The 17630-nt window shown below is 63.7% G+C and carries 16 protein-coding genes; 8 read left to right on the forward strand and 8 right to left on the reverse strand.

The genetic code is table 11. The annotated features are described in order from the left end of the window. The first annotated feature begins 19 nt into the window (after window positions 1-19). On the forward strand, window positions 20-691 hold the full coding sequence (locus FJ972_RS01465; protein ID WP_246674222.1) for a UdgX family uracil-DNA binding protein: 672 nt from the start codon (window positions 20-22) through the stop codon (window positions 689-691). A 9-nt stretch (window positions 692-700) separates the two neighbouring features. On the opposite strand, the gene FJ972_RS01470 is transcribed toward FJ972_RS01465, so the two are convergent. From FJ972_RS01470 to FJ972_RS01485, 4 genes are all read right to left on the reverse strand, one after another. Next, on the reverse strand, window positions 701-1966 hold the full coding sequence (locus FJ972_RS01470; RefSeq protein WP_140525599.1) for a glycerate kinase: 1266 nt from the start codon (window positions 1964-1966) through the stop codon (window positions 701-703). Between the two features lie 184 nt (window positions 1967-2150). Continuing rightward, window positions 2151-2657 carry a heme-degrading domain-containing protein gene (locus tag FJ972_RS01475; RefSeq protein WP_140525600.1) on the reverse strand — a complete coding sequence of 169 codons (507 nt, stop codon included), beginning with the start codon at window positions 2655-2657 and terminating at the stop codon, window positions 2151-2153. An 89-nt stretch (window positions 2658-2746) separates the two neighbouring features. After that, window positions 2747-4060 carry a guanine deaminase gene (gene guaD, locus FJ972_RS01480; RefSeq protein WP_140525601.1) on the reverse strand — a complete coding sequence of 438 codons (1314 nt, stop codon included), beginning with the start codon at window positions 4058-4060 and terminating at the stop codon, window positions 2747-2749. A gap of 2 nt (window positions 4061-4062) precedes the next feature. Next, entirely contained in the window at window positions 4063-5280 is a 1218-nt protein-coding gene (locus FJ972_RS01485; protein ID WP_140501161.1) for a urate hydroxylase PuuD, read from the reverse strand. Between the two features lie 138 nt (window positions 5281-5418). On the opposite strand from FJ972_RS01485, the gene FJ972_RS01490 reads away from it, so the two are divergent. From FJ972_RS01490 to FJ972_RS01500, 3 genes are all read left to right on the forward strand, one after another. After that, window positions 5419-6339 (forward strand): LysR family transcriptional regulator, encoded by a 921-nt coding sequence (locus tag FJ972_RS01490; RefSeq protein WP_140525602.1) that lies wholly within the window; start codon window positions 5419-5421, stop codon window positions 6337-6339. Between the two features lie 108 nt (window positions 6340-6447). Continuing rightward, the gene (locus FJ972_RS01495; RefSeq protein WP_140525603.1) at window positions 6448-7431 is read left to right on the forward strand and encodes an LLM class flavin-dependent oxidoreductase; all 984 of its coding nucleotides are present in this window, start codon (window positions 6448-6450) and stop codon (window positions 7429-7431) included. Then, entirely contained in the window at window positions 7428-8684 is a 1257-nt protein-coding gene (locus tag FJ972_RS01500) for an LLM class flavin-dependent oxidoreductase (RefSeq protein ID WP_140501167.1), read from the forward strand. The genes FJ972_RS01495 and FJ972_RS01500 overlap by 4 nt, the downstream gene beginning before the upstream one ends. A 13-nt stretch (window positions 8685-8697) precedes the next feature. Here the strand turns inward: FJ972_RS01500 and xdhC are convergent, their stop codons facing one another. The 4 genes from xdhC to uraH form a co-directional block, all read right to left on the reverse strand. Continuing rightward, complete coding sequence (gene xdhC, locus FJ972_RS01505; protein ID WP_140501169.1) at window positions 8698-9705, reverse strand: xanthine dehydrogenase accessory protein XdhC; 1008 nt, start codon at window positions 9703-9705, stop codon at window positions 8698-8700. Window positions 9706-9766: 61 nt separating this feature from the next. Further along, complete coding sequence (gene xdhB / locus FJ972_RS01510; RefSeq protein WP_140525626.1) at window positions 9767-12112, reverse strand: xanthine dehydrogenase molybdopterin binding subunit; 2346 nt, start codon at window positions 12110-12112, stop codon at window positions 9767-9769. Then, a complete protein-coding gene (xdhA, locus tag FJ972_RS01515) occupies window positions 12112-13593 on the reverse strand; it encodes a xanthine dehydrogenase small subunit (protein WP_140525604.1) in 1482 nt (493 codons plus the stop codon). Before xdhA ends, xdhB begins: the two co-directional genes overlap by 1 nt. A 3-nt stretch (window positions 13594-13596) precedes the next feature. After that, window positions 13597-13971, reverse strand: a complete 375-nt coding sequence (gene uraH, locus FJ972_RS01520) for a hydroxyisourate hydrolase (protein WP_140501174.1) — start codon at window positions 13969-13971, stop codon at window positions 13597-13599. Between the two features lie 201 nt (window positions 13972-14172). Between uraH and puuE the strand changes: the two genes are divergently transcribed. From puuE to FJ972_RS01540, 4 genes are read left to right on the forward strand one after another with little or no spacing between them, the layout of a single operon-like run. Beyond that, window positions 14173-15597 (forward strand): allantoinase PuuE, encoded by a 1425-nt coding sequence (puuE, locus tag FJ972_RS01525; RefSeq protein ID WP_140525605.1) that lies wholly within the window; start codon window positions 14173-14175, stop codon window positions 15595-15597. A gap of 10 nt (window positions 15598-15607) precedes the next feature. Next, window positions 15608-16471, forward strand: coding sequence for a bifunctional allantoicase/(S)-ureidoglycine aminohydrolase (locus FJ972_RS01530; RefSeq protein WP_140525606.1), 864 nt, complete (start codon window positions 15608-15610; stop codon window positions 16469-16471). Further along, window positions 16468-16971 (forward strand): ureidoglycolate lyase, encoded by a 504-nt coding sequence (locus FJ972_RS01535; protein WP_140501180.1) that lies wholly within the window; start codon window positions 16468-16470, stop codon window positions 16969-16971. Before FJ972_RS01530 ends, FJ972_RS01535 begins: the two co-directional genes overlap by 4 nt. Further along, complete coding sequence (locus FJ972_RS01540) at window positions 16971-17564, forward strand: nucleoside deaminase (protein ID WP_140501182.1); 594 nt, start codon at window positions 16971-16973, stop codon at window positions 17562-17564. Before FJ972_RS01535 ends, FJ972_RS01540 begins: the two co-directional genes overlap by 1 nt. Window positions 17565-17630: the final 66 nt, after the last annotated feature.

Raw genomic sequence — 17630 nt, forward strand, 5'->3', positions numbered from 1 at the left:
GAACCGACAGGACAGGATGATGGCGACCACAGGCCAAACGCATGAAGCGAAGAGGCCGGCCAGGCGCATTTCCGGGCCGTCCGACGAGCCACTGCCAGATGTCACCTCGATCTCGGAGCTGCGTGAGGCAGCGAAGGCTTGCCACCGCTGCCCGCTGTGGCGCGATGCGACGCAGACCGTGTTCGGCGAAGGGCCTGACGGCGCCAAGGTGATTTTCGTCGGCGAGCAGCCCGGCGATCAGGAAGATCTCGCCGGCGCTCCCTTCGTTGGCCCGGCCGGCAGGGTGTTCGACGCCATACTGGACGACGCCGGGGTCGACCGCCAGAAAGTCTACGTCACCAATGCGGTCAAGCACTTCAAGTTCGAGCCGCGCGGCAAGCGTCGCATTCATTCCAAGCCGAACGCCGGCGAGATTCAGGCGTGCCGCTGGTGGCTCGACCAGGAATTCGGACTGATCAAACCGAACCTTGCCGTGGCGCTTGGCGCAACGGCGGCATTGTCGCTGCTCGGCAAGGCGGTTCCGGTGACGAAGATGCGCGGCCAGGCGATCGAGCGGGAAGATGGCATGCGTGTGTTCATCACCATCCATCCATCCTTCATCCTGCGCATCCGTGACCGTGCGGACAAGGAGGCCGAGCGAGAACGGTTCCTTGACGACATGAAGCAGGTGAAGCGGCTGATGGCTGCCTGATCCAAACGATTAGCGAATCAGGATGGCCCTGAGATCGTTGACATTGGTGCCGGTCGGACCGGGCACGAACAGATCGCCGACCGCGTTGAAAGCCGTCCAGGCATTGTTGCCTGCCAGCATCGCCTTGGCGTCGATGCCGGCCGCGCGCATGCGCGCGACCGTGGAACCATCGGCGAAGGCGCCGGCATTGTCCTCCGAGCCGTCGATGCCGTCGGTGTCGGCGGCCAGGGCGTGAATGCCCTTCACATCATTGATGCCGATGGCGAAGGCGAGCAGGAATTCGGAGTTGCGGCCGCCTTTCCCCTTGGCACGCAGCGTCACCGTGGTCTCGCCGCCGGACAGGATCAGCACCGGCTTTGAGAAAGGCCGATTGCGTGTCGCTACTTCGCGCGCGATGGCCGCGTGAACCCCGCCCACCTCGCGGGCTTCGCCTTCGATGGCATCCGAGAGAATGACAGCTTCCATGCCCTGTCGGCTCGCTTCCGCTGCGGCTGCTTCGAGCGACACGCCGGCGGAGGCGATCAGATGCACCTCGTTGCGCGAAAAGCGCTCATCCCCGGGAATTGGTGCATCGGCGGCCGGTGAATTGATATGCGCCATGACCGAGGCCGGCAGGTTCATGCCGTAGGCTGATATCGACGCCAGCGCATCCGCCCGGCTGCCGGTGTCGGGAACGGTCGGGCCGGATGCGACCAGCGCCGGATTGTCACCGGGAATATCGGAGACAACCAGCGACACCATTTTGGCCGGCCAGGCGGCGGCGGCCAGCCGGCCTCCCTTGATGGTGGAAAGATGCTTGCGGATGGTGTTCATCGCCGCGATCGGCGCGCCCGACGCCAGCAGCGCCTCGTTGACGGCGATCTCGTCGGCCAATGTCAGGCCGGTTGCCGGTGACGGCAGCAGCGCCGAACCGCCGCCGGAAATCAGCGCCACCACCAGATCGTCGGCGGTCAGCCCTTGCACCTTCCCGAGCAGCCGCCGCGAAGCCTCGAGCCCGGCGGCGTCCGGCACCGGATGCGCCGCCTCGATGATCTCAATGCGCTCACATTTCGCGTCATAGCCGTAGCGGGTGACGACCAGTCCTTCGAGCGGGCCGTCCCATGCTTTCTCGAAGGCCGCCGCCATCTGCGCCGAGCCTTTGCCGGCGCCGATCACGATGGTGCGGCCCTTGGGCCTGACCGGCAAATGATAGCGGATGGTCTTTTCCGGATCGGCGGCGGCGACGGCGGCGTTGAAGATGGAGGTGAGGAAGGATTTGGGATCGAGAATGGTCATATCCGGCAGCCAGCAGCGTTTCGCGCATTCTTGCAGAGCTGACGTTGCGCCTCACCCCGACCCTCTCCCCGTGAAGAACGGGCATAGGGGGATAGCCAGCGGTGGAGCGTTTCACTTCCACCCGCAGCAGCTACAGCGCAGCTGCTGCGAAGGACGGGCAGGCGGATGAGGGGCGGCGCCGATGTCACGATTTTTCTTCCGGCGGCAATACCAGTTCGCGCTTGTCGTGGCCCAAATGATTACACAGCGCATCGACCACCACGCCGTGATCCTCGCGCTCCGGCAACCCGGAGACGGCGATGACGCCGATGACCCCGACACCCTTGACCGTGACGGGAAAGCCGCCGCCGGCCAGCACGTAGTCAGCAATATCCAGGCCCTCGCCGATCTTGAAAGTGCGGTCGGGGCGCTGCTGTTCCAGCACCATGCGGTAAGTGCTTTTCAGGAACCGCTTGACGACGTTGATCTTGCGCCGCGCCCAGTCGGGATTGGAAGCGTTCGAGCCCGGCATGGCGGCGTAGAACAGCGGCCGGTCGAAGGTCCTGATGTCGACTATGACCGGGAGATTCTCGGTGAGCGCCCTGTCGCGGATCGCGGACCCGACACTGAACGCGACTGCCTCGTCGAAGGCGGGAAAGACAAGGACTTCCTCCTGTCTCTTGATCAGAGCGATGTCTTCGGCAACGGCCATGTCGTTCCCCTTTCAACGTCGCCGCACGCTTTGACGGATGGTTGCCGCTGGGTCAAGCCCGGGTCAAGCAAGGAACGCGCCGTCACGTTCTAAATTGCCAAATCGGTTTTTGCCGGCCGACCCGCCACATAGACCTCGCGCACGGCGCGATCATCGCCCAGCGTCTGCAAGAGAAAGAGTTCCTGCGCCAGCGTCTCGACGGTCTCCATCCTGAGCCGCATCGACGACGTCGCCCTGGCGTCCAGCACGACGATATCGGCATCGGTGCCTTCCTCCAGCGTGCCGATCCTTTGCGCCACCGACAGCGCCTCGGCGTTGCCGCGCGTGACCTGCCAGAAGGACTGGAACGGGTTCAGCTTCTCGCCGTTCAGCGCGATCACCTTGTAGCCCTCGTCCATGGTGCGCAGCATGGAATAGTTGGTGCCGCCACCGACATCGGTGGCGGCGGCGATGCGGAGGGCTTTATCGCGGGTGCGGTAGCGCTGATAATCGAACAGGCCGGAGCCGAGGAAAAGGTTCGAGGTCGGGCAGAACACGGCTACGGAGCCGCTGTCCGAAAGCGCGTCCGCTTCCCGCTCCGACAGATGGATGCAATGGCCGAGCAGGCTCTTTCTACCCAACAGCCCGTAATGCTCATAGACGTCGGTGTAATCGCGCGACCACGGATAAAGCTCCTGCGTGAAGGCGATCTCGGCATGGTTTTCCGACAGATGCGTCTGGATGTGCAGGTCGGGGTATTCGCGGCATAGCGCGCCGGCCATCTCCATCTGCTCCGGCGACGAGGTGATCGCGAAGCGAGGGGTGATGGCATAAAGCTGCCGGCCCTTGCCGTGCCACTCCTTGATCAGCGCCTTGCTGTCGTCATAGCCCGATTGCGGCGTGTCGAGCACGCCATCGGGCGCGTTGCGGTCCATCATCACCTTGCCGGCGATGTTGAGCATGTTGCGGTCATGCGACTCGGCGAAGAAAGCTTCTGCGGAGGCCTTGTGCACGGAACAGTAGGCGGCAACCGTCGTGGTGCCGTGGCGCACCATCTCGTCGAGGAATAGCCGCGCGACGCGCCGGCCATGCTGCGCATTGGCGAACTTCGTCTCCTCCGGGAAAGTGTAGGCGTTCAGCCAATCGAGCAGTTCCGCGCCGTAGGAGGCGATGATCTGCATCTGCGGGAAATGCACATGGGCATCGATGAAGCCCGGAAGCAGCAGATGCGGCCGGTGATCAATCCTTCTCGTTGTCTCGCCTGCCTTCCTTTCAACATCGACGTAAGCGCCCGCAGCGACGATCCCGCCGTCGTGGATCAGCAGGCCGCCATCCTCCTCGTAGCGCCAGGCGGAATGATCATCGATGCTTTCAGGCCAGCGCACGAAGGACAGCGTGCGGCCACGCAGAAGTGTCGATGTCATGCTTATTTCCCCGCGCCTTCGAACCAGGCCACCAGCAGCGCCCGCTCCTTGTCGGTGATCTGGCTGACATTGGCGGGCGGCATGGCATGGCTGCGGCCGGCCTGCAGATAGATCTCGCGGGCATGCTCGGCGATGCCGGCGTCTGTATCCAGCATCACGCCCTTGGGCGCATGGTAGATGCCCTCGTAGACCGGCTCCTGTGAATGGCACATCGAGCAGCGGCCGAGCACGGTGTCGCGCACGGCCGGGAAATGGGCCGAAGCGATATAGACTTGCGCCGAGGCGGACGCCTTCGGTTCGCCGGTCAACACCTTCGGCACGGTGGACAACCAGACGATGATGAGGAACAGGACAAGGGCGCCCAGCCAGGTCCAGTGCGGGTTGCCGGCGCGCTTGTGCACGGTGTTGAAGTAGTGGCGGATCAACACGCCGATGATGAACACCAGGGAGGCGATGATCCAGTTGAACTCAGTGCCGAACGCCAGCGGGTAATGGTTCGACAGCATCAGAAACAGCACCGGCAGCGTCAGGTAATTGTTGTGGAGCGAGCGCTGCTTGGCGATCTTGCCGTATTTCGGATCCGGCTTGCGGCCGGCGATGAGGTCGGCAACGACGATCTTCTGGTTGGGGATGATGACCATGAAGACATTGGCCGACATGATCGTGGCGGTGATGGCGCCCAGATGCAGGAAAGCGGCGCGGCCGGTGAACAGATGGGTCAGTCCCCAGGCGATGAACACCAGCACGCAGTAGAGCACCAGCATCAGGCCTGTATCGCTTTTGCCCAGCGGCGAACGGCAGAGCAGGTCATAAACCACCCAGCCGACGCCGATCGTCGCCATCGACAGGACGATCCCGACCGGCACAGACATCGGCAGCACGTTGGGATCGATCAGGAACAGGTCGGCCCCGGCATAGTAGACCACGCACAGCATGGCGAAGCCGGACAGCCAGGTGGCGTAGGATTCCCATTTGAACCAGGTGAGGTGTTCCGGCATCTCGGCCGGCGCGACCAGGTATTTCTGGATGTGATAGAAGCCGCCGCCATGCACCTGCCACTCCTCGCCGAAGGCGCCGACAGGCATGCCCGGTCGCTGGCGCAAACCGAGATCAAGCGCGACGAAATAGAAGGACGAGCCGATCCAGGCGATGCCGGTGATGACGTGCAGCCAGCGCACGGCAAAGCTCAGCCAGTCCCAGAAAATAGCGAAATCCATCATTGAAGTCGTCCCTGCCGATGAAGCGACTTTACGGTGTGGCGCGCAAACGGAAAGAGGCGAGGTGTGCGATGACTTTCAAAAAAAATTGGAAAATACTAGGTTGCTCGCACACAGCTTGATTGAAAGCCCCTGAACCGCATGGCCTATCTCGACAACATCGCCGTCTTCGTCCGCGTGGTCGAGCTCGGCAATCTGTCGGCGGCCGGGCGCGACATGCGCATTTCGCCGGCGGTTGCTTCCAACCGAATCAAGGAGCTGGAGAAGCACCTTGGTGTGCGGCTGTTCAACCGCACGACACGACAATTGATGCCGACCGAGCATGGCACGGTGTTCTACACCGGCGCCAAGCAGGTGCTGGAAGCGATCACCGAGGCGGAGGCCGCGGTCTCGGCCCTTTCCGGCCAGCCGCGCGGCACCATCCGCGTGACCGCGCCGCTCGGCCTCGGCCGCCGCCTGGTCGCCTCGGGCATTCCCGATTTCCACGACACATACCCTGATATCGAGGTGCGGCTGAGGCTCTCGGACCACAATGTCGATATCATGAAAGAAGGCATCGACGTCGCCTTCCGGCTCGGTATCATCGAGGATTCCAGCCTCAGGATGCGCGGCATCATGGAATGCGAGCGGGTGCTGGTCGCGGCACCCAAATATCTGGAGGCGCGCGGAGAGCCGGCCGAGCCGCAGGAACTGATCAGCAGGAAGCACGATTGCCTGATGCTGCGCTATTCCGGCGCGCGCGAATATGTCTGGACCTTGCAGACGCCGAACGGACCGCAGAAATTCGAGGTGCACGGGCCCTATGATACGGACGATGGCGACGTGCTGACCGGCTGGGCGCTGTCGGGGCGCGGCATCATCAACAAGCCGCGCTTCGAGGTCGAGCCGTTCATCCGCGACCGGCGGCTGAAGATCATCCTGGCCGGCACGCCGCCTACGCCGGTGCAGTTCGCCGCCGTCTATCCGCACAAGAAGCTGCAGGACCCGAAGGTGCGCCTGCTGCTGGATTTCATGGCCGAGCGCTGCCAGCGGCTGATCAAGGACATACTGGTCGGCAAGTGAGCGGCTCCTGGCCCAGTCGCAAGGGTTGCCTTGCGCGAAGGCGAACTTAGGTTCGCGGATGCCGCCTCATGGCCGATGGGCTTTGCGCCGACTGACGAGCTAGCCACAATGCATCTCACCGTTTCGCTCAACATTGCCTCCACGACCGGGCAGGCCGGCGCGCTCACCTTCAGCGACTTGGCCGGCTTCGCGCAGCGGGCGGAAGCGGCCGGGCTGGACATGATTGTTCTCGACGATGCGCCGCCGGGCAGGGCCGGGTCGGGCAACCCGTTCGAAGCGACGACCCTGCTTGCCGCACTGGCGACCGTGACGAGCAGGATCGGGCTGGTCGCCACCGCGTCGATGGTTGCCCACCAGCCCTACAATCTGGCGCGCCGGTTCGCCTCGCTCGATATCATCAGCCACGGTCGCGCCGGATGGAACGCAACCATGGCGCAGGCGCCGAGCGAGGCGGCCAATTTCAGCCGGCCGGATGGATTTTCCAGCGACGAGTTTCGCCGCCGCTCCGAGGAATATATCGGCATCGTCCAGGGCTTGTGGAATGGCTGGGAGGCGGACGCGCTGTTGTTCGACAAAGACAGCGGCCGCTTTCACGATCCCGGAAAAATGCACCAGCTCGACCACAAGGGCGAATTCTTCGCCGTGCGCGGACCGCTGAACGTGGCGCGTTCGCCGCAGGATACGCCGGTTCTGGTCCTGTCCGGCCTGGCGGCAGGCGACCTCGACATTGCCGCGCGCACAGCCGATGTCATCCTGCTGGACGAAAGGCAGGCAGCGCGGCGCAAGGCACGCCATGACGAATTCAGGCGCCGCGTTTCCGCGTCCGGGCGCGAACCGAATGCCGTGAGGATATTGGCTGACATATCCCTCGCCGCCAACGGCGTCGCCGGGCTGGCCGACAGGATGGAGGAAGAATTCCGGGCGAACAATTGCGACGGATTCAACATCCGGCTGTCCGCGCACATTTCAGCGCTCGACGATTTCACCAATCGCGTTCTGCCGGAGCTGCGGCGGCGCGGCGTGATTCGACAGAGCTATGGGGGCACAACGCTGCGCTCGCATCTGGGACTCAGCGGCGGAGGCGACCGATGACCGCGCGCCAGATGAAGCTCGGCGCCTTTCTGTGGGCGACGGGCCACCATATCGCCGCCTGGCGGCATCCCCAGGCCCATGTGAAGGCCGGGATCGACATCGATCATTACGTCGCGCTGGCGCGCACGGCGGAAGCGGCGAAATTCGACCTGTTGTTCTGCGAGGATGCGGCCGGCCTGCGCGAAGCCGATGTCAGCATCGCCAGCCAGACCTCGCGTTCGATCGGCTTCGAGCCGATCAGCCTGCTTTCCGCACTCGCTGTCCAGACCAGCCGCATCGGCCTCGTCTCCACGGCTTCGACCAGCTACAACGAGCCTTACGGGCTGGCACGAACCTTCCTTTCGCTCGACCAGCTGAGCGGCGGGCGCGCCGGCTGGAACCTGGTCACGTCGGCCAGCCCGATCGAGGCCGCCAACTTCGGCGCAACGGGTCTCAGACCCCACGCCGATCGTTATGAACGGGCACGAGAATTCGCCGAAGTCGTCACCAGGCTTTGGCACGGCAAGCTCGGCGCCTCCGGCCATGACGGCCAGAGCTTTTCGGTGTGCGATCCACTCGATTTGCCGCGTTCGCCGCAGGGCGCCCCGGTCATGGTTCAGGCCGGCGCCTCGGATGTCGGTCGCGATCTCGCCGCTCGCACCGCCGATGTGGTGTTCACCGCAGCGCAGACTTTCGCGGAAGCGAAGGCTTTCTACGACGATCTCAAGGGCCGTCTGGCGGCCTATGGACGCGAACCGGACGACATCAAGATCATGCCCGGCGTCGCCCCGGTGGTGGCGGAAACCGAAGCGGAAGCGCGGGCGAAATACGAGGAGCTGCAGGAGCTGATCCCCGATGACGTCGGCGTAGCGCTGCTGTCCAGCTATCTCAGCATCTCCGATCTTCGGCGCTATCCGCTCGACGGGCCGCTGCCCGAATTGCCGGAGAGCGAAGGCATGAAAAGCCGGCAGGCCCTGGTCATCGAGCAATCGCGCCGCGACGGCCTTTCCATCCGCCAGCTTGCCCGCCATTTCGCCGGCGCACGCGGCCATTGGCGCATCGTCGGGACCGCGGTGCAGATCGCAGACGAACTCCAGGCCCGGTTCGAGGGCGGTGCGGCGGACGGCTTCAACGTCATGCCGTCATATTTCCCCGGCGAACTCGATGCCTTCGCCACCCTAGTTGTGCCGGAGCTGCAGCGGCGCGGCCTGTTTCGCAGGGAGTATGAGGGCCGCACACTGCGCGATCATCTGGGCTTGAAGCAACCGGTATAGCCGCGACGTGACCTTACCCGGCCGTCGTCCTATCATGCGGCATCTGACGTCCGGCATTTGACGCGGCGCCGTGATTGACCAGCGCCGTCATGATCTCGGCGGCCGCTAGCGCGGCAATGACGGATGGGCGCTTGTCTTTCACGGCGTCACCGCCGATTGGGGAAACGAGGCGGGCAAACTGCGCTTCCGTACCCTCCGCCGATTTCAGCAACCAGTTCCTGAACGTCGCTTTCTTGGTCTTCGAGCCGATCATGCCGACATAGGCGGTGTCGCCACGCTTCAGGGCTTCGGCGACAATCAGGAAGTCCAGCGCATGATCATGGGTGAGGATGGCGAAGGCGCTGCCTGCAGGCGCGTTGCGCACCTCGGCTTCAGGCATCGGGGTCAGCCGCGTCTCGATGGCTTGCGGCATTCCTTCAAGCGCGTCGGCCCGTGTTTCGATGACGACGGCACGCACAGGGAGAAGGGCGACCGCGGAGGCCAGCGCCTGGCCGACGTGGCCGCCGCCGAAAATGTAGACATAAGGCAGTTCAGCCTGCTCGATTTCCGCGGCCGAAATCAGCTCCTGCGCCAACGTCGCATCGACGAGGCGGATCGACACTTCGACACGCCCGCCACAGCATTGGCCGATCTCCGGGCCGAGCGCCACCTCGAGGATCACGCGGGTGTCGGGGCGGGTTTCTTCACCCTCCCCCTTAGGGGGAGGGTCGGACGGCAAAGTCGTCTGCGGGGCTGTGAACGCCACTCCCCCACCCCGTTTCGCTGAAGCCGCTTCGCGGCGTCCGCTCGCCGACCCTCTCGACAAGGGGGAGGGTGAAGAACCAAGCATCTGCCTAGCCTTGTCGATGGCCATATATTCGAGCTGGCCGCCGCCGATCGTGCCCGATGTCGCCGCTTGCGAGACAAGCATGAAGGCGCCCTTCTCGCGCGGCGTCGAGCCCTTCGTCGCCGCGACCTCGACGAGCGCGACCCGGCCGGCTTGGCCAAAAAAGGCTTTCAGGCTTTGCACAGTCGCGTTCATTTTCACATTCCCTGTCGGGAAATATAGGCCTTTTCGGCCTGTTTTGCACGTTTTGCCGGTGTCAGGCCTTCGCCTCTTGCTTCAGCCGCTCGATCGCCATCAGCACGCGTTCCGGTGTCGCAGGCGCATCGAGACGCGGACAGATCCTGTGGTCGGCGACGCTGGCCACCGCGTCAGACAGGGCATGCAGCACCGACATGCCGAGCGGGAAGGGCGGCTCGCCGACGGCCTTGGAGCGGTGGATTGTCGGCTCACCGGCCTCCGGCCAATCGGCCAGTGTCACGTTGAAGATCTTGGGCCGGTCCGACGCCAACGGGATCTTGTAGGTCGACGGCGCATGGGTGCGCAGCCGACCCTTCTCGTCCCACCACAATTCCTCCGTCGTCAGCCAGCCCATGCCCTGGATGAAACCGCCCTCGACCTGGCCGAGGTCGATCGCGCGGTTCAGCGAGCGGCCGGTCTCATGCAGGATGTCGGTGCGCTCGACCATGTATTCGCCGGTCAGCGTGTCGACCGAGACTTCCGAGCAGGAGGCGCCATAGGCGAAATAATAGAAGGGACGACCCTCGCCCTTATCGCGGTCCCAGTGGATCTTCGGCGTCTTGTAGAAGCCGGCCGCCGAAAGCTGGATGCGGGCCATATAGGCCTGCTTGACGAGGTCGGCGAAAGGTATCTCCTGGTTGCCGATGCGCACCCTGTTGGGCAGGAACAGCACCTGGTCGCGCGGCACCTGGTATTTCTCGGCGGCGAAATCGGTCAGCCGGTCCTTGATCTGGCGGGCGCCGTTCTGCGCCGCCATTCCGTTGAGGTCGGTGCCGGACGACGCGGCGGTGGCCGACGTGTTCGGCACCTTTCCGGTGGTCGTCGCGGTGATCTTCACCTGGTCGAGGTCGATCTGGAGCTCTTGCGCCACCACTTGCGCCACCTTGACGTTGAGGCCCTGCCCCATCTCGGTGCCGCCATGGTTCAGATGCACCGAACCGTCGGTGTAGACATGCACCAGCGCGCCGGCCTGATTGTAATGCGTGGCGGTAAACGAGATGCCGAATTTGACCGGCGTCAGCGCCAAGCCCCGCTTGATGAAGCGGCTGTTGTTGTTGAAGGCCGAGATCTCGCGCCGGCGCCTTGCATAGCTGGCGCTTTCTTCCAGTTCCCCAACGATGCGGTGGATGATGTTGTCCTCGACCACCTGATGGTAGGGCGTGACGTTGCGGTCGGCGGTTCCATAGAAATTCCGCTTGCGGATCTCGAGCGGGTCCTTGCCGACGGCGAACGCCACCTCGTCGATGATACGCTCGGCGCCGACCATGCCTTGAGGGCCGCCGAAGCCGCGAAAGGCGGTGTTCGAGACCGTGTTGGTGTAGAGCGGCGCCGACTGTGCATGCACAGCCGGCCAGAAATAGGTATTGTCGCAGTGGAACAGCGCGCGGTCGGTGACCGGGCCTGAAAGGTCCGCAGAAAAGCCGCAGCGCGCCGCGAACATGAAGTTGACGCCGAGAATATTGCCCTCATCGTCGAAGCCGGCCTCGTAGTCGATGAGGAAATCGTGCCGCTTGCCGGTGGCGATCATGTCGTCATCGCGATCGGGCCGGATTTTCACTGCCCGATGATGCTTCTTGGCGGCGATCGCGGCCAGCGCTGCAAACTGGTTGCCCTGCGTTTCCTTGCCGCCGAAGCCGCCCCCCATGCGACGCATTTCCACGGTAATGGCGTTGCTCGGCACGCCGAGTGCATGACCAACCATGTGCTGGACTTCGCTCGGATGCTGGGTCGAGGAATAGATAGTGACATCCTGATCCTCGCCCGGAACCGCCATCGCGATATGGCCTTCGAGGTAGAAATGCTCCTGGCCGCCGACGCGCATTTTTCCTTTCAGCCGGCGGGGGGCCTGACGGATCGCAGCAGCCGCGTCGCCGCGCTTCAGCGTCAGAGGCGGCGTGACGAGTTTGTCCTTGCTCGGATCAAGCGCGCCGATGTCGGTGACGAAAGGCAATTCCTCGTATTCGACCCTTGCCAGCCTGGTGGCGCGCCGCGCCTGCTCGCGCGTCTCGGCAATCACGCAAAAGATCGGCTGGCCGAAAAACTGTACCTCGCCGTCGGCGAGTACCGGCTCGTCATGGCGCCCGGTCGGCGAAATGTCGTTCTCGCCCGGCACATCCTTTGCCGTGAGCACGTCGATCACGCCGGGGGCGGCGCGCGCCGCCGACAGGTCCATTTTGGCGATGGTGGCATGCGTGGCCGTGGCCAAACCGAGGCAGCCATGCAGCGTGCCCGCCGGTTCGGGCATATCATCGATGTAAACGGCGCTGCCGCTGACATGCTTGTGCGCGGAATCATGGCGCTGGTCTGTGGCGACGCCGCCGACGATCTTTTCGGCCTTTAAATTGGCGCTGGCGTGCTTGTTCATCATGCCGCCTCGTTGCGCGACACCTGGAACGGTGCCCTGGTGCCGGTGGTTTCGACAAAGAAACGCAGCAACAAGTTTTTCGCCGCCAAAGCCCGATATTCAGCGCTCGCCCGCATGTCGGTGAGCGGCGTGAAATCCGTTGCGTATTCGGTCATCGCCGCCTCGACTGTTTCTTCGGTCCAGGGTTTGCCGAGCAGAGCTTTCTCGACCGCCGCAGCCCGCTTCGGCGTCGCCGCCATGCCGCCATAGGCGATGCGGATATCGGCCACGGTGCCGTCCCTGGCCAAGGTCAGAAAAAACGCGCCGAGGGCGGCGGTGATATCCTCGTCGCGGCGCTTGGTGATCTTGTAGACGCCGAACTTCGTTTCGTTTGCCGGAACCGGCACATGCACGGCCTCGACGAACTCGCCGGCCTGCCGGTCCTGCTTGCCATAGGCGATGAAGAAATCCTCGAGCGGGATCGTGCGCCGCTTGCTTCCACGGCGCAGCGTCAGCCGCGCGCCGAGCGCGATGAATGGCGGCGGTGTGTCGCCGATCGGCGAGCCATTGGCGATGTTGCCGCCGATCGTGCCCATGTTGCGCACCTGTTCGCCGCCGATGCGATCGAACAATGGCCCGAGCGCCGGGATGCGTTTCGACAGCATCGCGAAGGCATCGGAATAGGTGACGCCGGCGCCGATCGAGATCACGTCCTTGTCCTCGGCAATGGCGCACAGCCCGTCGAGATTGCCGATGAAGATGACAGGCGAAATATCGCGCATGTGCTTGGTCACCCAGAGACCGACATCGGTCGAGCCGGCGACGATGGTGGCGCCCGGTTCCTTGTCGAGCACGGCGGCGAAATCGTCAACGTCAGCCGGCACGACGAGCCGCGCCTTGCCGGCGCCGATCTCGATCCGTGCGCCGTCGCCCATCGCCTCGAGTCTGGCCATGATCGACTGACGCTCCAGCGCCAGCGGATCCTTCTGTGCTTTGCCGTAGCTGGAGATGGCGCGAGCCGCGCGCATGATCGCCTCATAGCCGGTGCAGCGGCAGAGATTGCCCTGCAAGGCCTTTTCGATGGCCGCGTCCGACGGTTCCGGTGATTTCATCCACAAGCCGTAAAGCGACATGACGAAACCTGGCGTGCAGAAGCCGCATTGCGAACCGTGGAAATCCACCATCGCCTGCTGCACCGGGTGCAACTGGCCCGGCGTTCCACGGAGATGCTCGACCGTCACGACATGGGTGCCGTCCAACGAACCCAGAAAGCGGATGCAGGCGTTGACACTTTCATAGACCAGTTCGCCGGCGGAAAGCCTGCCGACCAGCACGGTGCAAGCGCCGCAATCGCCCTCTGCGCAGCCTTCCTTGGTGCCGCGCAGCGATCGGTCGAGCCGCAGCCAGTCAAGCAAGGTCGCGTCAGGCGCCACGGATGACAGCACGACATCCCTGCCGTTGAGGATAAAGCGGATGTCGTTGCGGATCTTGACCTCGGCCACGTCTCAGCTCCCCCTGTAAGTCGAATAGCCATAGGGCGAGACGAGCAACGGCACATGATAGTGCACGGCATCCGCCATGCCAAAGCGGATCGGCACGGTATCGAGGAAGGCCGGCTCGGGCAGTTTCGTTCCCTGGCGCCGCAGATAGTCACCAGCGGCGAACACAAGCTCGTATTCGCCGGTCTGGAAATCCGCGTCGGCCAAAAGCGGTGCGTCGCAACGGCCATCGGCGTTGGTGGCGACCGTCTTCAGATGCGTCCTGGCCGGGCCATCGATCCGGTAGAGCGCGATCGACAATCCCGCCGCGGGCTTGCCGGTTGCCGTATCCAGCACATGGGTCGTCAGACGCCCGCCATCGATTTTCGACGTTTCTGCCATTGTCCGCCTCCCATTCCAATACGAACAAACCGGCCGGTACAGCCAAACATTGCTGATGAATTGTGCGCCAATTAAAGGCGATGCATAAGTCCCGGTCGAGCGGAGTGCGACAAAAACACTTTCAAAAATTTTCGGGGGAATGCGAGAAGCACCCTTTCGATATCCTGATCATACTTCGGGCGATGCCCCGTGGGAGGGACGATGCGTTACACCAGAGACATGCGCGGCTACGGAGCCAATCCGCCGGATCCCAAATGGCCCGGTGGCGCGCATGTGGCCGTGCAATTTGTCGTCAATTACGAAGAAGGCGGCGAGAACTGCGTCCTGCATGGCGACAAGGCTTCGGAAGCCTTCCTGTCGGAAATCGTCGGCGCGGCTCCCTGGGCGGGCCAACGCCATTGGAACATGGAATCGATCTACGAATATGGGGCGCGGGCAGGCTTCTGGCGGCTGCTTCGCCTGTTCACCGAGGCCGAGGTGCCAGTGACCTGTTACGGCGTCGCCACGGCACTCGCCCGCTCGCCCGATCAGGTGACGGCGATGCAGGATGCCGGCTGGGAGATCGCCTCGCACGGACTGAAATGGATCGACTACCGCGACCACAGCGCCGAGGACGAGCGCCGCGACCTCAAGGAGGCGATCCGGCTGCACTACGAAGTGACAGGCGCGCGCCCGACGGGCTGGTACACCGGCCGGACGTCGGTCAACACCGTGCGGCTGGTGGCGGAGGAAGGCGGCTTCGACTACGTCTCAGACACTTATGACGACGAACTGCCCTACTGGTTCGCGGATGAGGGGACCGACAGGCCACAGCTCATCATCCCCTACACGCTCGATGCCAACGACATGCGCTTCGCCACGCCGCAGGGCTTCAACTCGGGCGACCAGTTCTTCGCCTATCTGAAGGACAGTTTCGACACGCTCTATGCCGAAGGCAAGGCTGGGCGGCCGCGCATGATGAATATCGGCCTGCACTGTCGCCTCGTCGGGCGGCCGGGGCGGGTGGCGGCGCTGAAGCGCTTCGTCGACTATGTGAAGTCGCACGACAAGGTCTGGCTGGCGCGGCGTATCGACATCGCCAGGCATTGGCGCGAGACCCATCCATACAAGCAGCCGGTGCTGCGCCCTTCGAGGATGGAATTCGAGGCCTTCGTGCATGCTTTCGGCGGCGTTTTCGAACATTCGCCGTGGATAGCCGAGCGCGCCTACGAGCTGGAACTTGGCCCGGCGCACGACAGCGCCGGCGGCCTGCACAATGCGCTCTGCCGCGTTTTCCGCGCCGCAAGCGAAACGGAGCGGCTGGGCGTGCTCAACGCCCATCCAGACCTTGCCGGCAAGCTGGCAAGGGCCAGGCGGCTGACGGCGGAATCAGCCAGGGAACAGGCTTCGGCCGGCCTCGATGAGCTGACCGACAAGGAGCGCGAGCTGTTTTCCAAGCTTAACGCCGCCTACGTCACCACCTTCGGTTTCCCGTTCATCGTCGCGGTGAAGGGCAAGACCAGGCAAGAAATCCTGGCGGAGTTCGAAAGGCGCATCGGCAACAGCCGCGGCGTCGAATTCGAGACCGCCTGCAAACAGGTCGAGCGCATCGCGCTCTTCCGCCTCAAGGACATGCTTCCGCAATAGGTTTGAACCCATGGATACGATCAGGATGCCCGAGCGAACCTATTATGCTCCACATGGCGGCCATTCCGGCCAGAGTGAGCTTCTGACCGGCCGCGCCGTCTTCACCGAGGCCTATGCCGTCATCCCCAAGGGCGTGATGCAGGACATCGTCACCAGCGCCCTGCCATTCTGGGACAAGACCCGCGTCTGGATATTGTCGAGGCCGCTGTCGGGCTTTGCCGAGACGTTTTCGCAGTACATCGTCGAGATCGCGCCCGGCGGTGGCAGCGACCGGCCGGAACCCGATGCCGGCGCCGAGGGCGCCTTGTTCGTGGTCGAAGGCGAACCGACCGTCCTGCTTGCCGGCGAAAGACATGTCTTGCGGCCGGGCGGCTTCGCCTTCCTGCCGCCGTCGAGCGGCTGGACTGTTCGCAACGAAAGCAATGCGGCTGTCCGCTTTCACTGGATACGCAAGGGTTATGAGTCCGTCAGCGGCCTCGAGGTCCCACAAGCCTTCTTCACCAACGAGCAGGACATCGGGCCGACGCCGATGCCCGGTACCGACGGCCGTTGGGCGACGACGCGCTTCGTCGATCCGGCCGACATGCGCCATGACATGCACATGACCATCGTCACCCTCGAACCGGGCGCGGTCATTCCCTTTGCCGAGACCCATGTCATGGAGCACGGGCTCTATGTCCTGGAAGGCAAGGCCGTCTACCGGCTCAACCAGGACTGGGTCGAGGTGGAGGCCGGCGACTATATGTGGCTGCGCGCCTTCTGTCCGCAGGCCTGCTATGCCGGCGGACCGGGAAAATTCCGCTATCTGCTCTACAAGGACGTCAACCGGCACGCCAAGCTCGGCAGTGCCGGGATCGCAGGGCGTGCGCCGTGACCCGCATCGTCGCGCGGCCGCTGACCCGCGAGGGCTTTGCCCCGTTCGGCGATGTCATCGACATGGGCGGCGACAACCACTACCCGATCAATGGCGGCAAGGCCGAGCGCTACCATGATCTGGCGACCGCCGAGGCCGTGGGGCCGAATGCGCGCGTGCTGATCTCGATGGTGCGCGGCACGCCTTACGAATTGCCGCTGGCGCTGACCATGGTCGAGCGTCACCCGCTCGGCAGCCAGGCCTTTGTCCCGCTGTCGCCACGACCGTTCCTGGTCGTCGTCTGTCATGACGGCAAGGACGGTCCGGCCGAGCCGCATGCCTTCATCACCAAGCCAGGGCAAGGCATCAATTATTCACGCAATCTATGGCACGGCGTACTGACGCCATTGGGTGAGCCCCAGGATTTCCTGATCGTCGACCGTGGCGGCGACGGCTCCAATCTCGAAGAATTCCATTTTTCGCACGCCTACGAGATTCATCTCCCCGACGAGATCCTTTGATGACCGACATTTCGCTGATCGACCGCCTGCTCGACGTCATCGAGCACGACATCGTGCCGAAGACGCAGGAAGGCGTCGCCCATGGCAACAAGCTGTTCGGCGCGGCGATCCTGAAGAAAGGCGACCGCTCGCTGGTGCTGGCCGAAACCAACAACGAGATCGAAAACCCGCTCTGGCATGGCGAAGTGCACTGCCTGAAACGCTTCTACGAAATGCCCAAAGCCGAACGTGTCGACACCAAGGAGGCCATCTTCCTGGCCACGCACGAGCCCTGTTCGCTCTGCCTGTCGGCGATCACCTGGACCGGTTTCGACAATTTCTACTATCTGTTCAGCCACGAGGATTCGCGCGACAGTTTTGCCATCCCGCACGATCTGAAAATCCTGAAAGAGGTCTTCACCCTCGATCCCGGCGGTTACAATGCCGAGAACGCCTATTGGAAGAGCTTTTCGATCCGCAGGCTGGTGCGGGCGCTGCCCGAGGCGGAACGCGGGCGGCTGGAGGCGCGCATCGGCAAGATTGCAGCACTTTATGAAGCGCTCTCTGGCGACTACCAGGCCAACAAGGCCGAGAACGACATTCCGCTGAACTGAGGGCACCAAGCAGCGGCACAGGTCGCATATTCCACTGCTCCAGTCGCGAATGGCGATTGAAACTTG

Source organism: Mesorhizobium sp. B2-1-1 (genome assembly GCF_006442975.2).
Lineage (GTDB): Bacteria > Pseudomonadota > Alphaproteobacteria > Rhizobiales > Rhizobiaceae > Mesorhizobium.

Bases quoted from the DNA above. Each gene is read 5' to 3' on its own strand.
- FJ972_RS01465 (WP_246674222.1), top strand. From the start codon at position 20: ATGGCGACCACAGGCCAAACGCATGAAGCGAAGAGGCCGGCCAGGCGC.
- FJ972_RS01470 (WP_140525599.1), bottom strand. From the start codon at position 1,966: ATGACCATTCTCGATCCCAAATCCTTCCTCACCTCCATCTTCAACGCC.
- FJ972_RS01475 (WP_140525600.1), bottom strand. From the start codon at position 2,657: ATGGCCGTTGCCGAAGACATCGCTCTGATCAAGAGACAGGAGGAAGTC.
- guaD (WP_140525601.1), bottom strand. From the start codon at position 4,060: ATGACATCGACACTTCTGCGTGGCCGCACGCTGTCCTTCGTGCGCTGG.
- FJ972_RS01485 (WP_140501161.1), bottom strand. From the start codon at position 5,280: ATGATGGATTTCGCTATTTTCTGGGACTGGCTGAGCTTTGCCGTGCGC.
- FJ972_RS01490 (WP_140525602.1), top strand. From the start codon at position 5,419: ATGGCCTATCTCGACAACATCGCCGTCTTCGTCCGCGTGGTCGAGCTC.
- FJ972_RS01495 (WP_140525603.1), top strand. From the start codon at position 6,448: ATGCATCTCACCGTTTCGCTCAACATTGCCTCCACGACCGGGCAGGCC.
- FJ972_RS01500 (WP_140501167.1), top strand. From the start codon at position 7,428: ATGACCGCGCGCCAGATGAAGCTCGGCGCCTTTCTGTGGGCGACGGGC.
- xdhC (WP_140501169.1), bottom strand. From the start codon at position 9,705: ATGAACGCGACTGTGCAAAGCCTGAAAGCCTTTTTTGGCCAAGCCGGC.
- xdhB (WP_140525626.1), bottom strand. From the start codon at position 12,112: ATGAACAAGCACGCCAGCGCCAATTTAAAGGCCGAAAAGATCGTCGGC.
- uraH (WP_140501174.1), bottom strand. From the start codon at position 13,971: ATGGCAGAAACGTCGAAAATCGATGGCGGGCGTCTGACGACCCATGTG.
- puuE (WP_140525605.1), top strand. From the start codon at position 14,173: ATGCGTTACACCAGAGACATGCGCGGCTACGGAGCCAATCCGCCGGAT.
- FJ972_RS01530 (WP_140525606.1), top strand. From the start codon at position 15,608: ATGGATACGATCAGGATGCCCGAGCGAACCTATTATGCTCCACATGGC.
- FJ972_RS01540 (WP_140501182.1), top strand. From the start codon at position 16,971: ATGACCGACATTTCGCTGATCGACCGCCTGCTCGACGTCATCGAGCAC.